The organism is Wohlfahrtiimonas populi, assembly GCF_002006795.1.
GTDB lineage: Bacteria > Pseudomonadota > Gammaproteobacteria > Cardiobacteriales > Wohlfahrtiimonadaceae > Wohlfahrtiimonas > Wohlfahrtiimonas populi.
The window spans coordinates 100351-119129 of the sequence record NZ_MVDN01000002.1 but is presented as its reverse complement, the minus strand read 5'-3'; the positions used below and the strand labels follow the sequence as shown (position 1 = coordinate 119129).

Genomic DNA, 18779 nt, shown 5'->3' with positions numbered 1-18779 from the left:
ACCATGAATTTAAAAGATTATATTATCAGTATTCCTGATCATCCATTACCTGGCGTTATCTTTAGAGATATTTCGCCATTATTAGGCAATGGTGAAGCTTATAGCTATGCAACGAATCAAATTGTTGAGTTTGCCAAAGCTAAAGATGTGCAAAAAATTGTAGGGCCTGAGGCTCGTGGTTTTATTGTGGGTTGCCCAGTTGCTTATGCTTTGAATGTTGGTTTCGTGCCAGCGCGTAAAAAAGGCAAGTTACCACGTGAAACTGAATGTGTGGAATATGCATTGGAGTATGGTACTGCATTGATTGAGTTACATAAAGATGCAATTCAACCTGGTGAAAAAATTTTGATTTGTGATGATCTTTTAGCAACAGGTGGAACAATAGCAGCAACGATTAAACTCGTAGAAAAATTGGGCGGTGAAGTCGTTGGATGTGCATTTTTAGTTGAACTTACAGAATTAAAAGGTCGCGATAAAATCAATGGCCACGATATTGTTGCATTGATGGATTTCTAAATTTAAGGTCAAGGCAGCATGAAAAATATCAGCCAACGAAAAAAAATCTACATTGCGCTTATTTTAGGTTTAGCTCAAGCACCAGTGATGGCAAAATCACCACCATCAGGTGCTTTTGGTGCATGTAGAATTAGCCCGCTGGCTGAATATATTCAGCCGTCATCCAATATGATGGATAGTGAAACTGTTTATTTATCAGGTAAATATGCTGATAGTAATGAACAGTTTTCTAATATTAAAGAAGATATCGTTGCTTACTATGGTAATGCTCGTATTGATGCGGATCATTTGGTCTTGGATCGTGAGAAAAATATTCTTCAAGGGAAAGATCAAAATATTCGTTATTCTTCAGATTCAGCGGTCATAGAATCAAGTAGTTTTACATCATATTTAAATAATCGTGAATATGAAGGTGGAGATGTTACTTATTACATGCACCAGATTGAAGCACAAGGTAAAGCACGCTACGCAATTAATCGCCAAAATGATGGCACGTCAGATTTTGAGCAAGTAACATATTCAACTTGTCCAGTCGGTACAGAAGTATGGCAGTTATCTTCGGATGAATTGCATTTAGATGAGGAAAGTGGCCGTGGCGTTGCTCGTCATTCTAAATTATCTGTGTTTGGTGTGCCAGTTTTATATTCCCCATATTTCTCATTTCCCATTGATGATCGTAGACAAACAGGCTTTTTGTTCCCGGTTGTTTCGATGGATAAAAGTGGAGGATTATCGGTTCGAGCACCGTATTATGTAAATATTGCACCTAATTTTGATATGACATTGATTCCAGGCTTTTACACCAAACGAGGGTTAATTTTAGGTGCAGAAGCACGATATTTGAGTAAATGGCAGTCATCAACATTGCGTTTAGAATTATTACCACATGATAATGTATTTAGAAAGGATGAGAATAATCGTTATAACACGGAGCTTTCATCAGGTAATCCTAATTATAAAAAAGATGATTCTACTCGTTGGTCTGTATACTTTGAGCAGCAATTAAATTTAATGCCAAAATTACGTGGTCGCGTTCTTTTTCAGCAAGTATCAGATGATCAATATGCGGAAGACATTCAAGATGCAGTAGGGTTATTGAGTAAAACAAACTTGGAGCGTATAGGTGAATTAACGTATTCAAACGATAATTGGCAATCGATACTAAGGTTTCAACACTTTCAAGTGTTGGATCGTGATGTGATTCCTAATGATCCATATGCACGTATGCCACAATTATTATTCAATGGTAATTGGATGACAGATAATGGTATTTTCTACGGTTTTTATGGTGAGGCAGTAAACTTTACAACGAATGTAACACGTCAATTACCTGATCGACCAAAATCAGGTGTACGTATAGATTTAATGCCCTATGTTGGTTTTAGAGCTGAAAATTCATGGGGATTCTTTGAGCCAAGATTAGCATATCGTTTCACACATTATGATTTAAAGTATCAAGATTTTGCAGGTTACAAACACCCAAATCAGCCAGATACATTGCATAGAAGCTTACCTATATTCAGCATTGATACAGGCATAACATTTGAACGAAATACAAGTTTCAGCAGCATGTTTGGCGGTGGTAATTTTGTTCAAACCCTAGAGCCAAGATTGTTCTATTTATATGTGCCTTATCGTAATCAATCTGATATCCCAATTTTTGATACAGGTTCTGTGACGCCAAGTTTTGATAGTTTATTTGCAACGAATCAATTCACAGGTGCAGATCGTCAAAGTAATGCGAATCAAATTACAACAGCTTTAACAACACGTTTTATTAATGAAGAAACAGGCGTAGAGCATTTTAGATTTTCAGCTGGTCAGATCTATTACATTGATGATCCTCGTATTACAACTGAAAAAGATCTACCAACAAAATCTGAATGCTATAGCCAGTATGCAGGGGCTTCTAATGTTGCAGAACATTGTGATAGAAATCGTAGCTCAGAATGGTTTATTGAAAGTAATGTGCAATTAACAGAAGATTTTTCTGGTCGTGTGACATGGCAATGGTCTCCAAGTAGTAAAAAAACAACACGTTTATCTTATGACTTAAGATATCAGCCAGAAGATCGTAAAATTATTAACATTGGTCAGCGTTATTACCGAGACCCAAATTATAGTAATGATAATATTACGCATCATTTAGATATCACATCTTACTGGGCAATTAGTAGCAATTGGGCGATTGTGGGTCGTTACAATTATGCTTTGGAAGAGCACAGATTGAATGATTCATTTGTTGGCTTTGAATATAGTGATTGTTGTGTTGCAACTCGTGTGGCGGCACGTTATTATCGCAATAACTTAACAGATAAAAATAAAGAATGGAAAGCTTATTTACAATTTGAACTCAAAGGGCTAGGTAATTTTGGGCAAGATACAGATAGTATGTGGCGAGATGCTATTTATGGATATCAAACAAATAGTTTGAGCAATAATCGATATCGAGGATTTTGATAAGAGTAAATAAAAAAACCAAGTGAATTCACTTGGTTTTTTATTTGATTGAGTGGTAATTTATCGCTCAATGATTGCACCGCCTAAACAAATATTATCGTGATAAAACACAATAGACTGTCCTGGTGTAACTGCGCGTTGTGGATCTTTAAAATCAACAGAAATGCGGCCATCTTCTAAAAATTGGATGGAGCAAGCTTCATCTTGTTGGCGATAGCGGATTTTTGCTGTGAGATTTTGATTGATATTCTCTAAATCAATATTGGTATTGATCCAATGAACATCACGTGCTGTTAATGATTGCTTATACAAAGCTTCATGCTCGCCTTGAGCCACAATTACACGATTATGCTCAATATCTTTTTCCACAACAAACCATGGTTCACCTGATGAGTTTTTCACGCCACCAATATGCAAACCTTTACGTTGACCAATTGTGTAAAATGATAAGCCTTGGTGTTCACCAATTTTTTCACCATCTATAGTGATCATATCACCAGGTTTAGATACAATGTATTGACCAATGAATTCATTAAAATCACGTTCGCCAATGAAGCAAATACCCGTGGAATCTTTTTTGTCATAAGTGATGAGCTTATGCTTTAAAGCCAATTCACGGACTTGAGGTTTTTCTAAATGTCCAACAGGGAAGAGTGCATTCTTAATCTGTGCTTGGCTCAGCAAATGCAAAAAGTAGCTTTGATCTTTATTGTTATCTAAGCCCTTTAATAGATATGCTTGTCCATCTTTGAGCGCTGTACGAGCATAATGGCCTGTTGCAATATAATCAGCACCCATTTCATTGGCATAATCTAAAAAGGCTTTAAACTTGATCTCTTTATTACATAAAACATCTGGATTTGGTGTTAATCCCATTTTTAATGTTTCTAAAAAGTAAGAGAAAACGCGTTCTTTGTAGTTTTCTACAAAGTTTACTTTATGCAATGGAATGCCCAAAGTATCACAAACTTTCTGTGCGTCTTTCACATCTTCTTCTGCGGAACAATAACCTGTTTCAAAGTTATCTTCCCAATTTTTCATAAAAACACCATGTACATCCGCGCCTTGCTCTTTTAATAAAAGCGCAGCAACAGATGAGTCAACGCCACCAGACATGCCAACGATGACGCGTTTACCTTTAATATCTTCCTGAATCATTTTTACTCTTCTGCATCTTCTGAACTATTAGTAGAATTTCCGCGAATTCTTTCATACGGAACATATGTTGGTTTACCATTTTTGCCAACACCAAATTCAATCTGGCACTGTCCATTAATCCAATCATATTTAGTATCTTTGTTTAAGCTGTGGCCATTGTATGAGCATTTAACGTTGTTGTAGATAGGTTTAATGCAGATCAAAATAATGACAGCAAACATCAAGGTTTCAAATATGATGAAAAATTTTTTTTTATGCCAAATAAAGAAAAATACGGGGATTTCTTTATGTTTTGCATACGCAACAAAACCACCGACGATGATCAATAACCCGATGAATTGAAATAATAAAAAGAAATGCAAGGTGGCTCCTTTATGGAATCAACAAATAATTAGTCACAATTTTACCATTATTTGCTCTAGAATGAGAGAACTCAATAACATTTATAAAAAGGATATGGAATGTTAACAGTTGAACAAATGAATAATCACACGCGTGAAACGTTGGTGGGCCATTTAGGTATTCAATTTACAGTGAGCGAAGATGGTTATGTAGAAGCAACAATGCCAGTGGATGATAGAACGATTCAATCGTATGGTTATTTACATGGTGGTGCAACAATTGCTTTGGCTGAAACAGTTGCAGGTGTTGGTACGTTCAGCATTGTTTTACCAGAGAAAAGTTGTGTAGGCATGCAGATCAGTGCGAGCCATATCTCTTCTGCTCGTACGGGAGAAACAGTTGTGGCGAAAGGTCAGATTGTTCATCGCGGTAAAAGTACACATGTTTGGGATGTAAATATTTATGCGCAAGATGATGATCGTTTAATTTCAACGATTCGTGTGACGAATGCTATTGTTAAAAATCGTAATCCAGATGTATTTGCATAGTTCTTATAGTTATTCATATTGAATGAGCAAGGAGATGCTAATTATGCATCTCTTTTTTTATGTGTTGCGCTTCGGAATCTCAGATGTTGAGAGCTGTTTTGAATGACTGTATTGAGTTGGATTAATAGTTCAGATAAGTGTTGAGTTTCTTCATAAATTGCCTCTTTATCTGAGGTTTTTAAAGTGGAGAAAGGCTGGTGAATATCGTCCTTTTTGTATTGTGCTAATATTTTGTAGATATTATCTTCACTTTGTGTAAGTTCAGCCACAAGGTTTTTCGGTAGAAAGCCTTTGGTTTGATCAATGATGAGCTGAATGCCTTCAAGGTTTGCTGCAATTTCACTTAATCCCGATTCACTGTATATGCTATCGTGGCCTGATAGTTTGTTATTAATGATTTGCTGAGTGAAAACGGGCAGGATATTCATCAAATGAAAGCAGGTGATTTCTTGTTTTTTCATGAATTCTATAACAACACGAAGGTTATTAATGAGCTTTTGCGTTTCTACTAATGATCTAACAGTATCTTGCTTAACAAATAACTCATGCTCAAGTGCATGAAATCCCACAAACCCTAAGGAATTATGATCTTTAGGTAATTGTTCTAAATGGCTATCTACCAAATTATTCAAATTAGGAAATAATAAAATTAAAGGGCGAACAGATTCATATTGAAAATGGGCTTTGATGTAATCTTCTTTGGCAGCTTCTGTTTGCCCAGCTTCCAATTTATGTAATAGTCTTTCTAAATATTCTTCCGTATTTTTTAAACGCTCGATAGAAAAGTTAAAATATTTTTGTGTAGCAACTTTATGAGCTAGATTAGCTTCTTGTGCTGAGCTTATGGAGCTAGCAATTAATAATATTAAACATAATAATATGTGTTTCACGATCTCTCCTAAATGTTGCAACCAACAAATAATAATGATCAGCCTGAAGTCTATTTTAGTAAGCATATATAAATAACATATTATCAATGCTATTTTTGCTTAATTATCATCATTTTTATAAAATTCTTCTAATTTGATTTCAAAAAAGATTATTTTATTGTATTAATTAAATTTGTAATATTTGAGTATTACTATCATACAAAAAAACCTCCAAGTTTAGGAGGTTTTTTTGTAAATTTTACAATTATTTATATATGAAATTATGATGCTTCATTTTCTTGATTTTTAGGTTCTGGCAAAATCAAGTTGAGAACAATTGCCAAAACTGCTGCTAAGCCTACGCCAGCAAATGGGAAATTACCAATGTTGATTGTATAACCACCAACACCTGTGATTAATGTCGCACTGATGATGACTAAGTTACGTGGGATCATGATGTCAACTTTTGCATCGATCAATGTTTTTAAGCCAATACTTGCGATCGTACCAAACAATAAGATCATAATGCCACCCATTACAGGTAATGGAATAGAATTCAAGAAAGCATTGAATTTGCCCATGAATGCCATTGCAATTGCAAAGATCGCAGCATAAGTCATAATTTTAGGATTATCATTTTTAGTGATCATTACAGCACCTGTAACTTCGCCATAAGTTGTCACTGGTGGACCACCGATTAAACCTGCGACACAAACGCCTAATCCATCGCCTGCTAATGTTTTATCTAAGCCAGGATCTTTTGTGAAATCTTTGCCTGTTACTTTGCTGATCGCCATAATGCCACCAATGTGTTCAATTGCTGGTGCAATCGCAACTGGTAGCATGAATAGTGCTGCTAACCAGTTCACTTCAGGTTTATGGAATTCAGGCACAGCAAACCATGCAGCATTGATTAAGTTATTTAAGTTAAGAATTTCTTGCCCATTATTCAATGATGCAGATAAACCTGTTAAATCAGCGATCAATGCCAATACATAACCTGCAAAAATTCCACCTAAAATTGGGATCAAGCGGAATAAACCCTTGCCAAAAATTGTGATGATCACTGTTACAGCAAATGTTGCGATGGATAATGAGATTGCCAATGTATCATTCATAATGGCTCGGCCACCACTGATGCCCATTGCCATTTGCGTTGCAGTGACTGCAACGGATAAACCAATCACCATGATGACAGGCCCAATCACAACAGCAGGAATCAATGTATTCACTAAGCCAATGCCACGCCAACGGATGATCAATGCAAATACAAAGTACATGAAGCCTGCTGCAAATAGACCAAACATTGTTGCGCCCATGCCCCAAGTTTGTAAGGAGAAAATGATAGGGGCGATGAATGCGAAAGAAGAACCTAGAAAAATAGGGACTTTACGTTTAGTAATGAGTTGGAAAAGTAGAGTTCCGATCCCTGCGCCTAAAAGTGCCATGGATGGATTTAAGCCGGTTAATAATGGTACTAATACCATTGCACCGAATGCAACAAATAGAATTTGTACGCCTGAGATTAGATCTTTAATGGGCTGCACAACATACGCTCCTGTGAGATTTTATGGGGAAGAAAAAGCGTGCGGTAGTATATCACCAATCATTTTATTGTTAGATAAAAATCTAGCAATATTCCATGATTAATAAAGCATTTTAATATAGAAGTCTGAGCGTTGTAATCACATAATGTTATAATTTTGGACTTTATCAATTTATGTAGGATTAGAATGATCACCTTATCCCGTCAAAAACTATTCATTACGCTATTTGCAATATTACAATTAATCTTAATTCCTATCGTGCTTTGGCTCGCTGATTGGCAATGGGAGCTAGATAATACTTTTGATGGATTGGATCAGTTTCTATTTTGGATTACACAATCAGGCACCGCGATTATTTATGCATTCTTAACATGTATTGTTTTAATCATAGTTTTATCACTGTTTGCATGGCGCAAAATGGATTGGATCATTATTGTTGCGACAGCAGTAGTATTATTGATTGGTACGCAAGTAATTAAAACAGGATTGAAATCATTTTATAAAGAGCCTCGCCCTTATACAGGTTATTTGGTTGAGCAGGGCGTTGATCTCAATAATTTCTACCAAGAAAAAAGAGCAGTTCGCTCAGAGATTGTTGCCAAAACTATCGAAAATAATACAGCAATGCCAGTGTATCTAAAGCAACATTGGGCTAAAGAAGTGGGTTATTCATTTCCATCTGGTCATACAGCATTTGCAGTCACATGGCTGATGATATTTATTCTAGTTTTACCCATGAATCGTAAGCGAGATTGGGCGATCACTTCTGTTATTTTTATTTGGGCAGCATTGATGATTGTGAGTCGCATTCGTTTTGGGATGCATTATCCAATTGATGTATTTGTAAGCACATTATATGTACCAATTGTTTGCTTAATTTATGCTAAGTTAACGCAATGTTCTCGATTAGAACCCCATTTTGATCGTTTGCAGAATTGGCAAGATCAAGCATTTTCATATGTCACACGGAGGTAATATGTTGTTATTCCTTTTATCACCCGCAAAAAAACTCGATGAAACAAGAAAGCCACCTTTTGAAGGTAATAATGCACCACATTTTTTGAAGCAAAGTGAAGCGCTCATTGAAATTCTTAAAAAGTTATCGCCACCTGATTTAGAATCTTTGATGAAAATTTCTGGGAATTTAGCAGTACAAAATGCTGCGCGTTACAGTAATTTTTCTGTGCCATTCACTCATGATAATGCAAAAGAAGCTATTTTCTTATTCAATGGTGATGCTTATGAAGCATTGAATGCTTATGATTTAACGAAAGCGCAAATGGATTATGTGCAATCACATTTAGTGATGTTGTCTGGTTTATATGGTGCTTTGCATCCGTTAGATTTAATCGCACCTTATCGTTTAGAAATGGGTACTGCACTTAAAAATGCAAAAGGTAAAAATCTGTATGAATTTTGGGGCGATTCGGTGACGCAGTATTTGAATGGCTTGATTGAGAAAAATAAAATTACAGCGGTGATCAATTTAGCATCGAATGAGTATTTTTCTGTGCTTCAACCTGATAAACTCTCTGTGCCAGTGATTACACCAATCTTCAAAGATTTCAAAAGTGGACAATATAAAACCATCAGTTTCAATGCTAAAAAAGCGCGTGGTTTAATGGTTCGTTATGCTGCAGAGAATAATATTCAGAACGCAGAAGATTTAAAGCAGTTCACAAATAATGATTATTACTTTAAGGGTGAGAACCCAACACAAACGTCAGAATGGCTATTCTATAAGGACTAATCTCGAATGAGTGTAGAAAATAAAAATTATCATATCTATCCACCTGCTGGATCCTTAGATTTATTATCAAAAGTAGAAAGTGATTTATTAACCAAAAGTGTGGATGGTGAATTATATCAATTGTTTAGAAACTGCTTGCTAGCAGTATTAAACACAGGTAGCCAAACAGATGATGCGAGTATTTTGTTTCAAATGTATAAAGATTTTGAAGCGAAAGTTAGTCGTACAGAACGTGGCATTAAATTAGAATTGATGAACCCACCACAATCTGTATTTGTGGATGGAGAATTAACACGTTTAATTCGCACAAATTTATTCTCAGTATTGCGTGATATTTTGTACATGCGCGAAGTTGTCAGCAGTTATGACAAGAAGCGCTTAGTGAAATATGGTAGTCAGAAGATTGCAACAGATATCGTTTTCATGACATTGCGTAATGCGAAAGCATTGAAAGCAGCTTATGATTATAACGTTATGGTTTGTTGGGGCGGCCACTCAATCAATGAAATTGAGTACAAATATGCGCGTGAAGTGGGTCATGAATTAGGCTTACGCCGTTTTGATATTTGTACAGGTTGTGGTCCAGGTGCGATGGAAGCGCCAATGCGAGGTGCAGCGGTTGGTCATACGCAACAAGGTCATGAAGCAAATCGCTATATTGGTATTACAGAACCTTCAATCATTGCAGCAGAGCCACCTAATCCATTAGTGAATGAATTGATCATCATGCCTGATATTGAAAAGCGTATTGAAGCATTCATTCGTTTAGGTCATGGTTTGATTGTATTTCCTGGTGGCGTTGGTACAGCAGAAGAGTTTTTATATGTGCTCAGCATCTTGATGATGGAAGAGAATAAGGATCAAATCTTACCAATCATTTTAACTGGGCCAAAAGAGAGCGAAAACTATTTTAAAACTTTGGATCATTTTATTGAGAAAAGTTTGGGTAAAGAAGCTCAAAAACATTATGAAATCATCATTGATAATCCAACATTAGTGGCACAGCGCATGAAGCAAGCAATGCCATTAGTGAAAGAGCGCCGCAAACAGAGTGAAGATGCATATTGCTTTAACTGGTCATTGGTAATGTCAGAAGATTTACAAAAGCCATTCATCCCAACCCATGAAAATATGGCAGGTTTGAATCTTCATAAAGATCAGCCAAAAGAAAAATTGGCAGCATCATTACGCCAAGCATTCTCAGGAATTGTGGCAGGTAACATTAAAGAATCAGGCATTCAAGCCATTAAAGAGCATGGTCCTTTTGTGTTGCATGGTGATCCAGAATTGATGGAATTGGTGGATGAACTATTGAATGACTTTGTTGAACAAGGCCGAATGAAATTGCCAGGTTCTACATATCAACCATGTTATCGTGTTGAAAAATAATCATTTTAGATTCTAAAAATTACAATCCTCAGCCTAAATGCTGGGGATTTTTTATGGGGGTTTGAAAATTTAATATTAGAAAAAGTTAGTTAATCTGTAGTCATTCAATGATTATATAGTGCTATATCTATTTATTGATAATAGTAGCTTTTCAATGAATCAACCTTTGCTATAAATGAATCATCTCTATTCAAATTGATGAGGAATGCGATGAATAAGTTTGTGATTGCAGCAACAGGTTTATCCATGAACTATATGCCAGAATATGTGGCAAAAGAGCAGGGTTTCTTTGAAGAAGTTGGGTTAGATGTAGAATCTTATGTGCCTACACCGTGGACGCAATGTTTAACGGATGTGAATCAAGGCAAAGCACATGTCGTTGTCGGTGGTATTTGGGTGCCATTGGTTTATATGGATCGTATTCAAAATTATTATTCATTCGCCAAAATTGCTTCTCGTTGTCCTTTAGTGATTGTTTCTCGAGAACAGCAGCCTGATGACTTTAGTTGGCAAGCAATGGAAGGCAAGCGAGTGTTAGTTTCAGGTGGTGATGGTGCAAGCCATTATCTATCTGTTGCAGGTTGTGCGAAAGAAGGTGGTGCTGATACTTCAAAAATCCGTTTTATTCATGATTTTTCCACAAGTATGATCATTGAAATGTTCTTGGGTGGTTTTGGTGACTTCATTGTGTTGCAGCCTGATATGGCCAATAAATTTATCGCAGATGGTGTTGCTTTTCCATATTGTGATTTAGCTGTTCGTGGTGGTGTGATTCCATGGAGCGTTTACTATGGATTAGAATCTTTATTTGATGATGAAGATAATTTAGCAGGTAAATTCGCATTAGGATTACAAAAAGGCACAACTTGGCTATTGGAAAATGGCGGAGAAGGTTGTGAAGCAATCATTCGTAGAAACTGGGCACATGTCAAATTAGAAGATGGCATTCATACAATTAATCAATTTTGCCAAGGTGGCATGTGGACGCCATCCATTGAGATTACAGAACAAGAATTAACACGTTGGCAACGATTTTTAGTGGAAGGCGATATTTTAGATGCGTCAATTGCTCATGAAAAAGTCGTAAAAACAGCACCAATGGACTTTGTTCGTAGCCAGTTGAAATAGTTTTAGTTTCTTATCAATAAATCTGCAAGGTGTTTATATGCAAAAATTTCTTAAATTTTTAAACGGATTATCAGGGCGCATCATTATCGGTATGATCCTTGGTGTAATCTTTGGATTAGTATTAGGTAAAGATGCCGATGTTTTCGGAATATTTGGAAAAATGTTCCTAAATCTTATGAACATGTGTATCCCGTTCTTAATCTTTGGTTCTATCGTTATGTCAGTATCATCTCTAGATTTGAAAGAATTTAGAACAATTGGTGGTAAAACATTATTATTATTCTTAATTACAACAGCGTGTGCTGCGTTCTTAGCAGTCATTGTTGGGGCAGTTGTACCTTTTAACACAGATGAAGCTCAAGCAGCCGCTGCACTTGCTGCAGGTACACAAGGCAGTGCAATGGGCGTTTCTGATATTATCTTGAACTTTTTCCCAAGTAATATTTTTAAATCATTTGGCACACCAATTGTTTTACAGGTTATCGTTTTTGGTTGTTTTTTTGGTATTAGTATTAATCTTCTCAAAGATACAGTTCCAGGTGTTTCAACTTTATTAGAAGTGACGTTGGCATTCCGTGCAATTATCATGAAAATTATCACAATGGTCATGTATATTGCACCCATCGGGATCTTTGGCATTTTGGCGTCAACCATTGGTACAAAAGGCTTGGATACTTTGATCTCTTTAGGACAAGTGTTGCTCTACATTACGATCATTAATATCTTGTTCTTAGTTTTATATTTCTTGTATATCTCTTTAAGATATCGCTTGAGTTTATCAATGCTGATTAAAAAATGTTCACGTGTTTTAATCATGGCAGTGACAACAACATCAACAGCAATGTGTTTACCAGTTGCGATGGAGGATGCAAAATATTTAGGTGTTAAAGAAAAACTCTCTAACTTTATTTTGCCTTTAGGTAACTCTTTAAATACAAATGGTGGACCAATTACTAACGTAATCATCATCATTGCGGCGATGGCTTTGCAAGGTAAAACAGGCGAAATGACAATGACTTGGTACATTTTATTGGGTGTTTATGCAACAATTGCTGCATTCGGTAATCCAGGTGTAATTGGTGGTGCTTTGGTTTCATTGGCTGTTGTGTGTGACCTTGCGGGCGTTCCTATTGAAGTTGCGGTTATCTTCTTCGGCGTTGACTACTTCTTAGGCATCACTCGCGTACCATGTAACATTATGGGCAGTGTGTTCTGTTGTATTATGATGTCCAATAAATTCAAAGAGTTTGATCGTGAAACATTTGAAAAAAGCTTAGATGAATTAGCTAAACCAAAAGAAACAGCAACTGCTTAATTTTGCTGAAATTCAAAATCAATAAAACCCTAGAGTGATCTAGGGTTTTTGTCATTATATGATAGATGATTTATTTCATGGTTCATAGTTTTGTTGTGGTGCTATGTATTATCAACATTGCCTTTGATATAAAAAGTTAGCACTACAGCACTAAATGGTAGGGCTAGAAATAATCCAAACCAAGAAATAAAAATTGCAGCAACCCAGTCAAATTCTTGAATGAGATATCTTGTGAGCACATCATATTTATAGTGACCTGTTGTGTTTATAGTCATAGCGCCCATATTCCAAAATAAGCCTAGGGCTGCTATTAATAGTGGAAGCCACAGCATTTTTCTATCAAGCCTAATTGTTAAAATGCAGGATTTGTATATGTATATAAACACAAAAGGCGAGAGTAGCAATATCCATAACATGATTGAAAGATAAATTTGAGAGTCTTTCAGTATATTTGCTTTAATGAATAGAAAATTCCTCAAAAAACCTGTATCAAGATATTCTCGAAATAAAAAGCCCATTATAAAGCTGATGAAAAGCCATATTGTGTAGCAAGCAAATAAGCGCTTATGATTAAATCGGATCTTGGGATTGTGCATGCTTATTCCTTTCTATTTAATAACCAATTTTTTCTTATGGATTGTATGATCATTTGGATAGGCAAAAGGCGCTGAATCAGCGCCTTTTATATGTGAAGTTTTAATCCTTAATCTCAAAGCCTTGGCTTCGGATCAATTGATCCATCACTTTTAAATCTACACGTAAATCATCCACATCATTGTCTGCCAATTGCTGGCGGATTTGTGTAAAGGCTTGTTGCATGCCATTTAAAGCAATCAATGTTTTTTCATCAATATTTTCTTGAATATTCTCTTCGCTGTGCAAAGATTTAATTGTGGTATAACGTACAACTGATTGATGAATCAATGGCAAATAACGATTTAAAAATTGTCCGCCTGGTAAAACATCACGGGNCTGTATCAAGATATTCTCGAAATAAAAAGCCCATTATAAAGCTGATGAAAAGCCATATTGTGTAGCAAGCAAATAAGCGCTTATGATTAAATCGGATCTTGGGATTGTGCATGCTTATTCCTTTCTATTTAATAACCAATTTTTTCTTATGGATTGTATGATCATTTGGATAGGCAAAAGGCGCTGAATCAGCGCCTTTTATATGTGAAGTTTTAATCCTTAATCTCAAAGCCTTGGCTTCGGATCAATTGATCCATCACTTTTAAATCTACACGTAAATCATCCACATCATTGTCTGCCAATTGCTGGCGGATTTGTGTAAAGGCTTGTTGCATGCCATTTAAAGCAATCAATGTTTTTTCATCAATATTTTCTTGAATATTCTCTTCGCTGTGCAAAGATTTAATTGTGGTATAACGTACAACTGATTGATGAATCAATGGCAAATAACGATTTAAAAATTGTCCGCCTGGTAAAACATCACGGGGATCAGCTTTCATGATCTTTAAAATATCAATGGATTGCGTACCAATTTTTTCCACGATCATGGCTAATTGTGGTGGTAAATTCTTATTTTCATCTTCAATTAAACGCAATACTTCAATATGGCGAGCAAACAAAGCAAAAGATTGTTCTTCTTTGGCTGCTTGTTGTTTTGCGATGGCTAAAGCTTTTTGTGCTTCAATATTTTCTAAATAAGCTTTTTTATCAGCTTCAGACATTAAAGTGATATTAGCTAAATGCTTCAATACTTTTGGCTTCAATAAACCTGCTGCAAAAATAGCTACCATTGCACCATAAGCCCAAATTGGCATGGATACAAAAATAGATTCTGGCATTTTTATATTGGCATAGAACAGTGCTAATAATGACAAAGGAATTGTGAACCAAAAACCTGTGTTATCAGTTTTCTGCTCAATCAAATCCAATAACATTGTCATCATGCCACCGAATAACAATGCAATCGGCCACATACCAGTTAAAGCAACAAGAATGGCTGTAATCAAACCTAAACCTGTTGCTAAATGGTTTTTACGTAGTGGAAATAGCATCACAATGCCAATGTATGAGCATAAAAAAGTTGCACCATAAAATGGATCAATACTACTTGGCACAAACCATTTCAGAATTTGAGCAGTTAAACCACCCGCAATCGCTTTGAAATGAAAAATCATGCGCTTTGCGGTAGTTTTTGCACCTTTAATGAAAGCATTGCTAAAATCCACTTCTTCTTGGCGAATGTTAGTAACCTTAATTTCATCAACATTATCAATCACTGTATGAGATGCAGGCTTCTGAAAGGGTAAAGTCTTTTCGTTGTAATCCATAAAATCGTTTTGCCTTTTTATTGATTTTTCGCAACAGCTTCTGTGATGCGTTCACGCAAGTTGTTTTCCATTTGAGACAATTCAATTTCAACAGCTTTACGTTTCTCACGAGCTTCAGTTGCGATCTTCATTGTTTCTTCAATGGTGTTCACTAAGCGATTCTGCACTTCGCGCACAGTTTCAATATCCACGATAGAGCGTTCAACTTCATGTGCTGTTGCAATGCTGTTTTGTTGAAGCATTTCAGCATTTTTACGCAATAATTCGTTTGTAGTATCTGAAACATCTTTTTGAAGCTTTGCTGCTTTTTCTTGCTCTTGTAAAGATAAAGAAAGCACGATTTGGCTTTTCCAAATTGGCAAAGTAGAGAAGATGCTGCCTTGAATTTTCTCAGCCAATTGTTGGTTATTGCTTTGAATGATACGAATCTGTGGTGCTGTTTGCATTGCAATCATTTTAGACAATTCTAAATCATGTATGCGGCGCTCAAAGCGATTGATATTTTCAAGCATATCTTTCACATTTTGCGCATCAAGCATGTCTTTAGTTTCATTTGCTTTTGCTTCTAAAGCAGGCAATTCTACAGTACGGATATTGTCTAGAAATTGTTTACCGGCATTAATGTAAAGATTCAATTCACGATAGTAATCCAAGTTTTTATCGTATAACTGAGACAATTGCTCGTTATCACGCAGCAAATTCACCATAGAATTATCTAAATGGCTTGCAATGATATCCACTTGCGATGTTAATGTTGTGTGATCAATTTTAGCTTTTTCAACTTGTCTAAATAAACCACCAATCAATGGGATATTTGCCAAAAAGCCAGAAGCTTTTTCTTCTGTGCTCATTGGGTTATATTCGCGGATTTTCAAAACTAAATCTGATAATTGTCCGCCAACTTCACCTGCATCTTTTGTTTTGATGCGGTTTAATAATGTATCTGAAAATTTTGCGATTTCAGACATTGGTTTGGAGCCATAAGCCAAAAATGATGTAGGATCATTGATTTGGATAGTTGTTGCTATTTCTTGGATGCGTGCTTCATCGGGTACAATTTCCGCCAACATTTTTTCTTCTGCAACAATGATTGCTTGATCTTGTTTTAATTCACTCATAACAGCTCCTAGTTATTTTTTTAATTGCTTGCGCACTTGCATTGTGAGCACTGCGCCAATGAAGAAAATGATTAATCCTATGAATAATACTATATAAAATGCCCATTGTAATAATGGGGATACATATTCTAATTTTCCATAATCTTCATTCGGGTAGCGAACTTGTAATGGTGAGCCAACAGGATATTTGGCTTCATCAAAAGTTTCCGTCATCTTGAATGTGATTTGTTGGCTTGGGGATACAGCAAAACGTACCACGGGATTTTGCTGATCATAGCTGATGATCTCTGCATTCACATATTTCAGCTCTGTATCCATATAAACAAAATAGCCAGCGCTTAGCACTAATGCTGCGCCTAATAAACGGAAAAGTCGTGCAAAAAAAGGTTTGTTCTTAAACATAGTAATGCCTTATTGTGAAAGTTGTTCGCGAATGATTTCTATTTCATCATTATTCATTAACCAAGATTCTTCCATATCAGCAAGCTTTTGGTTGAGTTGATCTTTTTCATCATTCATTTTTTGGATTTCATCGTGGGACTTAGAAGTATAAGTATCACTATGACCTAAGATTTCATCCAATTTTGCAATTTTATCTTCAATCTTCGGAATCTCTTTTTCAAATTTTTCCACATCGCGTTCTAACTTTTTCAATTTAGAATTCAAGTTTTTGCGTTCATTGAAATCCAGTTTTGGCACATTATCAGAAACAGTTTCTACTACGGTTGTAGATGTGGCAGTTTTTGAGGATGTTTTACCTGAGCGAGCATCTGAAACTAAAGAGCGGTAGTTTTCTAAATCACCATCATATAACTCAAAGCGATGATTGCTCACAATGGCGAATTGATCACAACACATTTCCAGTAATGAAGCATCGTGGGATACGATGACAACGCCACCTTCAAATTCTTGCAATGCCATTGCAATGGCTTCACGCATTTCTAAATCCAAATGGTTTGTTGGTTCATCGAGTAGCAATAGATTTGGTTTTTGATACACAATCATTGCCAAAGCTAAACGTGCTTTTTCACCACCAGAAAAACGCTCAATGCTTTCTAATGCTTTTTCACCATGGAAATCAAAACGACCTAAGAAGTTACGAATATCTTGTGTGCCAATCAATGGATCTAAAGATTGAATGTGCCACATTGGCGATTCTGTAATGGACAGATATTCCAATTGATGCTGTGCAAAGTAACCGATCTTTAAAAATTCAGAGGCAACGTATTCACCTTTCTCAATATTAAGTTCGCCTGCGATTGCTTTGATTAAAGTAGATTTACCTTCACCATTTTTCCCGAGTAAACCTAGGCGAGAATCTGGCGTTAACGTCAATTCTACTTTTTCTAAAATAGGTTTGCTCGGCTCATAGCCAATGCTGACATTATCAAACGTTAATAATGGATCAGGAATACGATCAGGTTTTAAAAATGAGAAATGGAATTCATTTGTTGCCACAACTGGCGCGATGTCTGCTAATTTCGATAAAGCTTTCACACGGCTTTGTGCTTGTTTTGCTTTAGTTGCTTTTGCACCAAAACGACGGATGAAGTTTTCTAAATGAGCTTTAGTTTTCTCATTCTTTTCATACATTGCTTGCTGCAGTGCTAATTTTTCAGCTCTTAAGCGTTGGAAATCAGCATAGTTGCCTTTATACAGTGTTGCTTTCTGATTGTCTAAATGCAAAATGTGATTACAAGTATGATCCAAGAACTCTTTATCATGGGAAATGATGACTAAAATACCTTGGTAGCTTTTGAGCCAGTTTTCTAGCCAAACAACTGTTTCAAAGTCCAAGTGGTTTGTGGGTTCATCCAGTAACAAAATATCAGAGCGGCACATTAAGGCTTTAGCGATGTTTAAGCGCATGCGCCAACCACCTGAGAAGTGCTTCACGGCTTTAGTAATTTCATAATATTCAAAGCCTAAACCCATCAATAGTGCAGAAGCCTTACTATCTGCACGATAACCATCAATGCGATCTAATTCTTGATGAATTCGGCTGATTTCAAATCCATCATTTTCTTCTAAAGCTTTTTCTTCAGCTTTACGCAATGCAATGAGTTCAGCATCGCCAGATAATACATAATCAAAAGCAGATAATTCGGTATTAGTAATTTCTTGCTCAACATGAGCAATTTGTAGATGTGGCTGGATATGCAATGAGCCTTTATCAGATTCATAATGGCCCAAAACCATATTGAATAGAGAGGTTTTGCCTGTGCCATTTTTTCCCACTAAACCCACATGCATTTTGTTTTGGATTTGAGCTGAAAAGTCTTCAATTAAGACTTTTGTACCAACGCGAAGAGTAATTTGGTTAAATTCAATCATAATAA

17 protein-coding genes are annotated in these 18779 nt (G+C 36.0%); 8 read left to right on the top strand and 9 right to left on the bottom strand.

The features are described 5' to 3' along the window. The first annotated feature begins 3 nt into the window (after positions 1-3). Complete coding sequence (locus BZK16_RS03430) at positions 4-516, top strand: adenine phosphoribosyltransferase (protein ID WP_077927504.1); 513 nt, start codon at positions 4-6, stop codon at positions 514-516. Positions 517-534: 18 nt separating this feature from the next. Next, positions 535-2976, top strand: a complete 2442-nt coding sequence (locus BZK16_RS03425) for an LPS-assembly protein LptD (protein ID WP_233145176.1) — start codon at positions 535-537, stop codon at positions 2974-2976. A 60-nt stretch (positions 2977-3036) separates the two neighbouring features. Here BZK16_RS03425 and mnmA read toward each other — a convergent pair whose 3' ends face one another. Both mnmA and BZK16_RS03415 read right to left on the bottom strand, forming a co-directional pair. After that, positions 3037-4134, bottom strand: a complete 1098-nt coding sequence (gene mnmA, locus BZK16_RS03420) for a tRNA 2-thiouridine(34) synthase MnmA (protein WP_077927503.1) — start codon at positions 4132-4134, stop codon at positions 3037-3039. 2 nt (positions 4135-4136) lie between these two features. Further along, positions 4137-4496 carry a hypothetical protein gene (locus BZK16_RS03415; protein ID WP_077927502.1) on the bottom strand — a complete coding sequence of 120 codons (360 nt, stop codon included), beginning with the start codon at positions 4494-4496 and terminating at the stop codon, positions 4137-4139. Between the two features lie 99 nt (positions 4497-4595). Between BZK16_RS03415 and BZK16_RS03410 the strand changes: the two genes are divergently transcribed. Beyond that, positions 4596-5024 carry a PaaI family thioesterase gene (locus BZK16_RS03410; protein ID WP_077927501.1) on the top strand — a complete coding sequence of 143 codons (429 nt, stop codon included), beginning with the start codon at positions 4596-4598 and terminating at the stop codon, positions 5022-5024. A 41-nt stretch (positions 5025-5065) separates the two neighbouring features. On the opposite strand, the gene BZK16_RS03405 is transcribed toward BZK16_RS03410, so the two are convergent. Together BZK16_RS03405 and BZK16_RS03400 are read right to left on the bottom strand one after the other, a co-directional pair. Then, a complete protein-coding gene (locus BZK16_RS03405; protein ID WP_158076800.1) occupies positions 5066-5914 on the bottom strand; it encodes an EfeM/EfeO family lipoprotein in 849 nt (282 codons plus the stop codon). A 260-nt stretch (positions 5915-6174) separates the two neighbouring features. Further along, positions 6175-7440, bottom strand: a complete 1266-nt coding sequence (locus BZK16_RS03400; protein WP_077927499.1) for a uracil-xanthine permease family protein — start codon at positions 7438-7440, stop codon at positions 6175-6177. 186 nt (positions 7441-7626) lie between these two features. Between BZK16_RS03400 and BZK16_RS03395 the strand changes: the two genes are divergently transcribed. From BZK16_RS03395 to BZK16_RS03375, 5 genes are all read left to right on the top strand, one after another. Then, complete coding sequence (locus BZK16_RS03395; RefSeq protein WP_077927498.1) at positions 7627-8415, top strand: phosphatase PAP2 family protein; 789 nt, start codon at positions 7627-7629, stop codon at positions 8413-8415. 1 nt (position 8416) lies between these two features. Continuing rightward, positions 8417-9190, top strand: coding sequence for a peroxide stress protein YaaA (gene yaaA, locus BZK16_RS03390; RefSeq protein WP_077927497.1), 774 nt, complete (start codon positions 8417-8419; stop codon positions 9188-9190). 6 nt (positions 9191-9196) lie between these two features. Then, entirely contained in the window at positions 9197-10579 is a 1383-nt protein-coding gene (gene ppnN / locus BZK16_RS03385) for a nucleotide 5'-monophosphate nucleosidase PpnN (RefSeq protein ID WP_077927496.1), read from the top strand. Between the two features lie 210 nt (positions 10580-10789). Next, on the top strand, positions 10790-11707 hold the full coding sequence (locus BZK16_RS03380; RefSeq protein ID WP_158076799.1) for an ABC transporter substrate-binding protein: 918 nt from the start codon (positions 10790-10792) through the stop codon (positions 11705-11707). Between the two features lie 37 nt (positions 11708-11744). Then, the gene (locus tag BZK16_RS03375; protein ID WP_077927494.1) at positions 11745-13022 is read left to right on the top strand and encodes a dicarboxylate/amino acid:cation symporter; all 1278 of its coding nucleotides are present in this window, start codon (positions 11745-11747) and stop codon (positions 13020-13022) included. Between the two features lie 101 nt (positions 13023-13123). Here BZK16_RS03375 and BZK16_RS14235 read toward each other — a convergent pair whose 3' ends face one another. The 5 genes from BZK16_RS14235 to BZK16_RS03345 form a co-directional block, all read right to left on the bottom strand. Beyond that, positions 13124-13297 carry a hypothetical protein gene (locus BZK16_RS14235; RefSeq protein ID WP_158076798.1) on the bottom strand — a complete coding sequence of 58 codons (174 nt, stop codon included), beginning with the start codon at positions 13295-13297 and terminating at the stop codon, positions 13124-13126. Between the two features lie 909 nt (positions 13298-14206). After that, a complete protein-coding gene (locus BZK16_RS03360) occupies positions 14207-15322 on the bottom strand; it encodes a hypothetical protein (RefSeq protein WP_077927491.1) in 1116 nt (371 codons plus the stop codon). Positions 15323-15339: 17 nt separating this feature from the next. Next, positions 15340-16440 (bottom strand): toxic anion resistance protein, encoded by a 1101-nt coding sequence (locus BZK16_RS03355; RefSeq protein ID WP_077927490.1) that lies wholly within the window; start codon positions 16438-16440, stop codon positions 15340-15342. A gap of 12 nt (positions 16441-16452) precedes the next feature. Beyond that, positions 16453-16842, bottom strand: a complete 390-nt coding sequence (locus tag BZK16_RS03350) for a DUF3592 domain-containing protein (RefSeq protein WP_077927489.1) — start codon at positions 16840-16842, stop codon at positions 16453-16455. Between the two features lie 9 nt (positions 16843-16851). Next, positions 16852-18774 (bottom strand): ABC-F family ATP-binding cassette domain-containing protein, encoded by a 1923-nt coding sequence (locus BZK16_RS03345; RefSeq protein WP_077927488.1) that lies wholly within the window; start codon positions 18772-18774, stop codon positions 16852-16854. Positions 18775-18779: the final 5 nt, after the last annotated feature.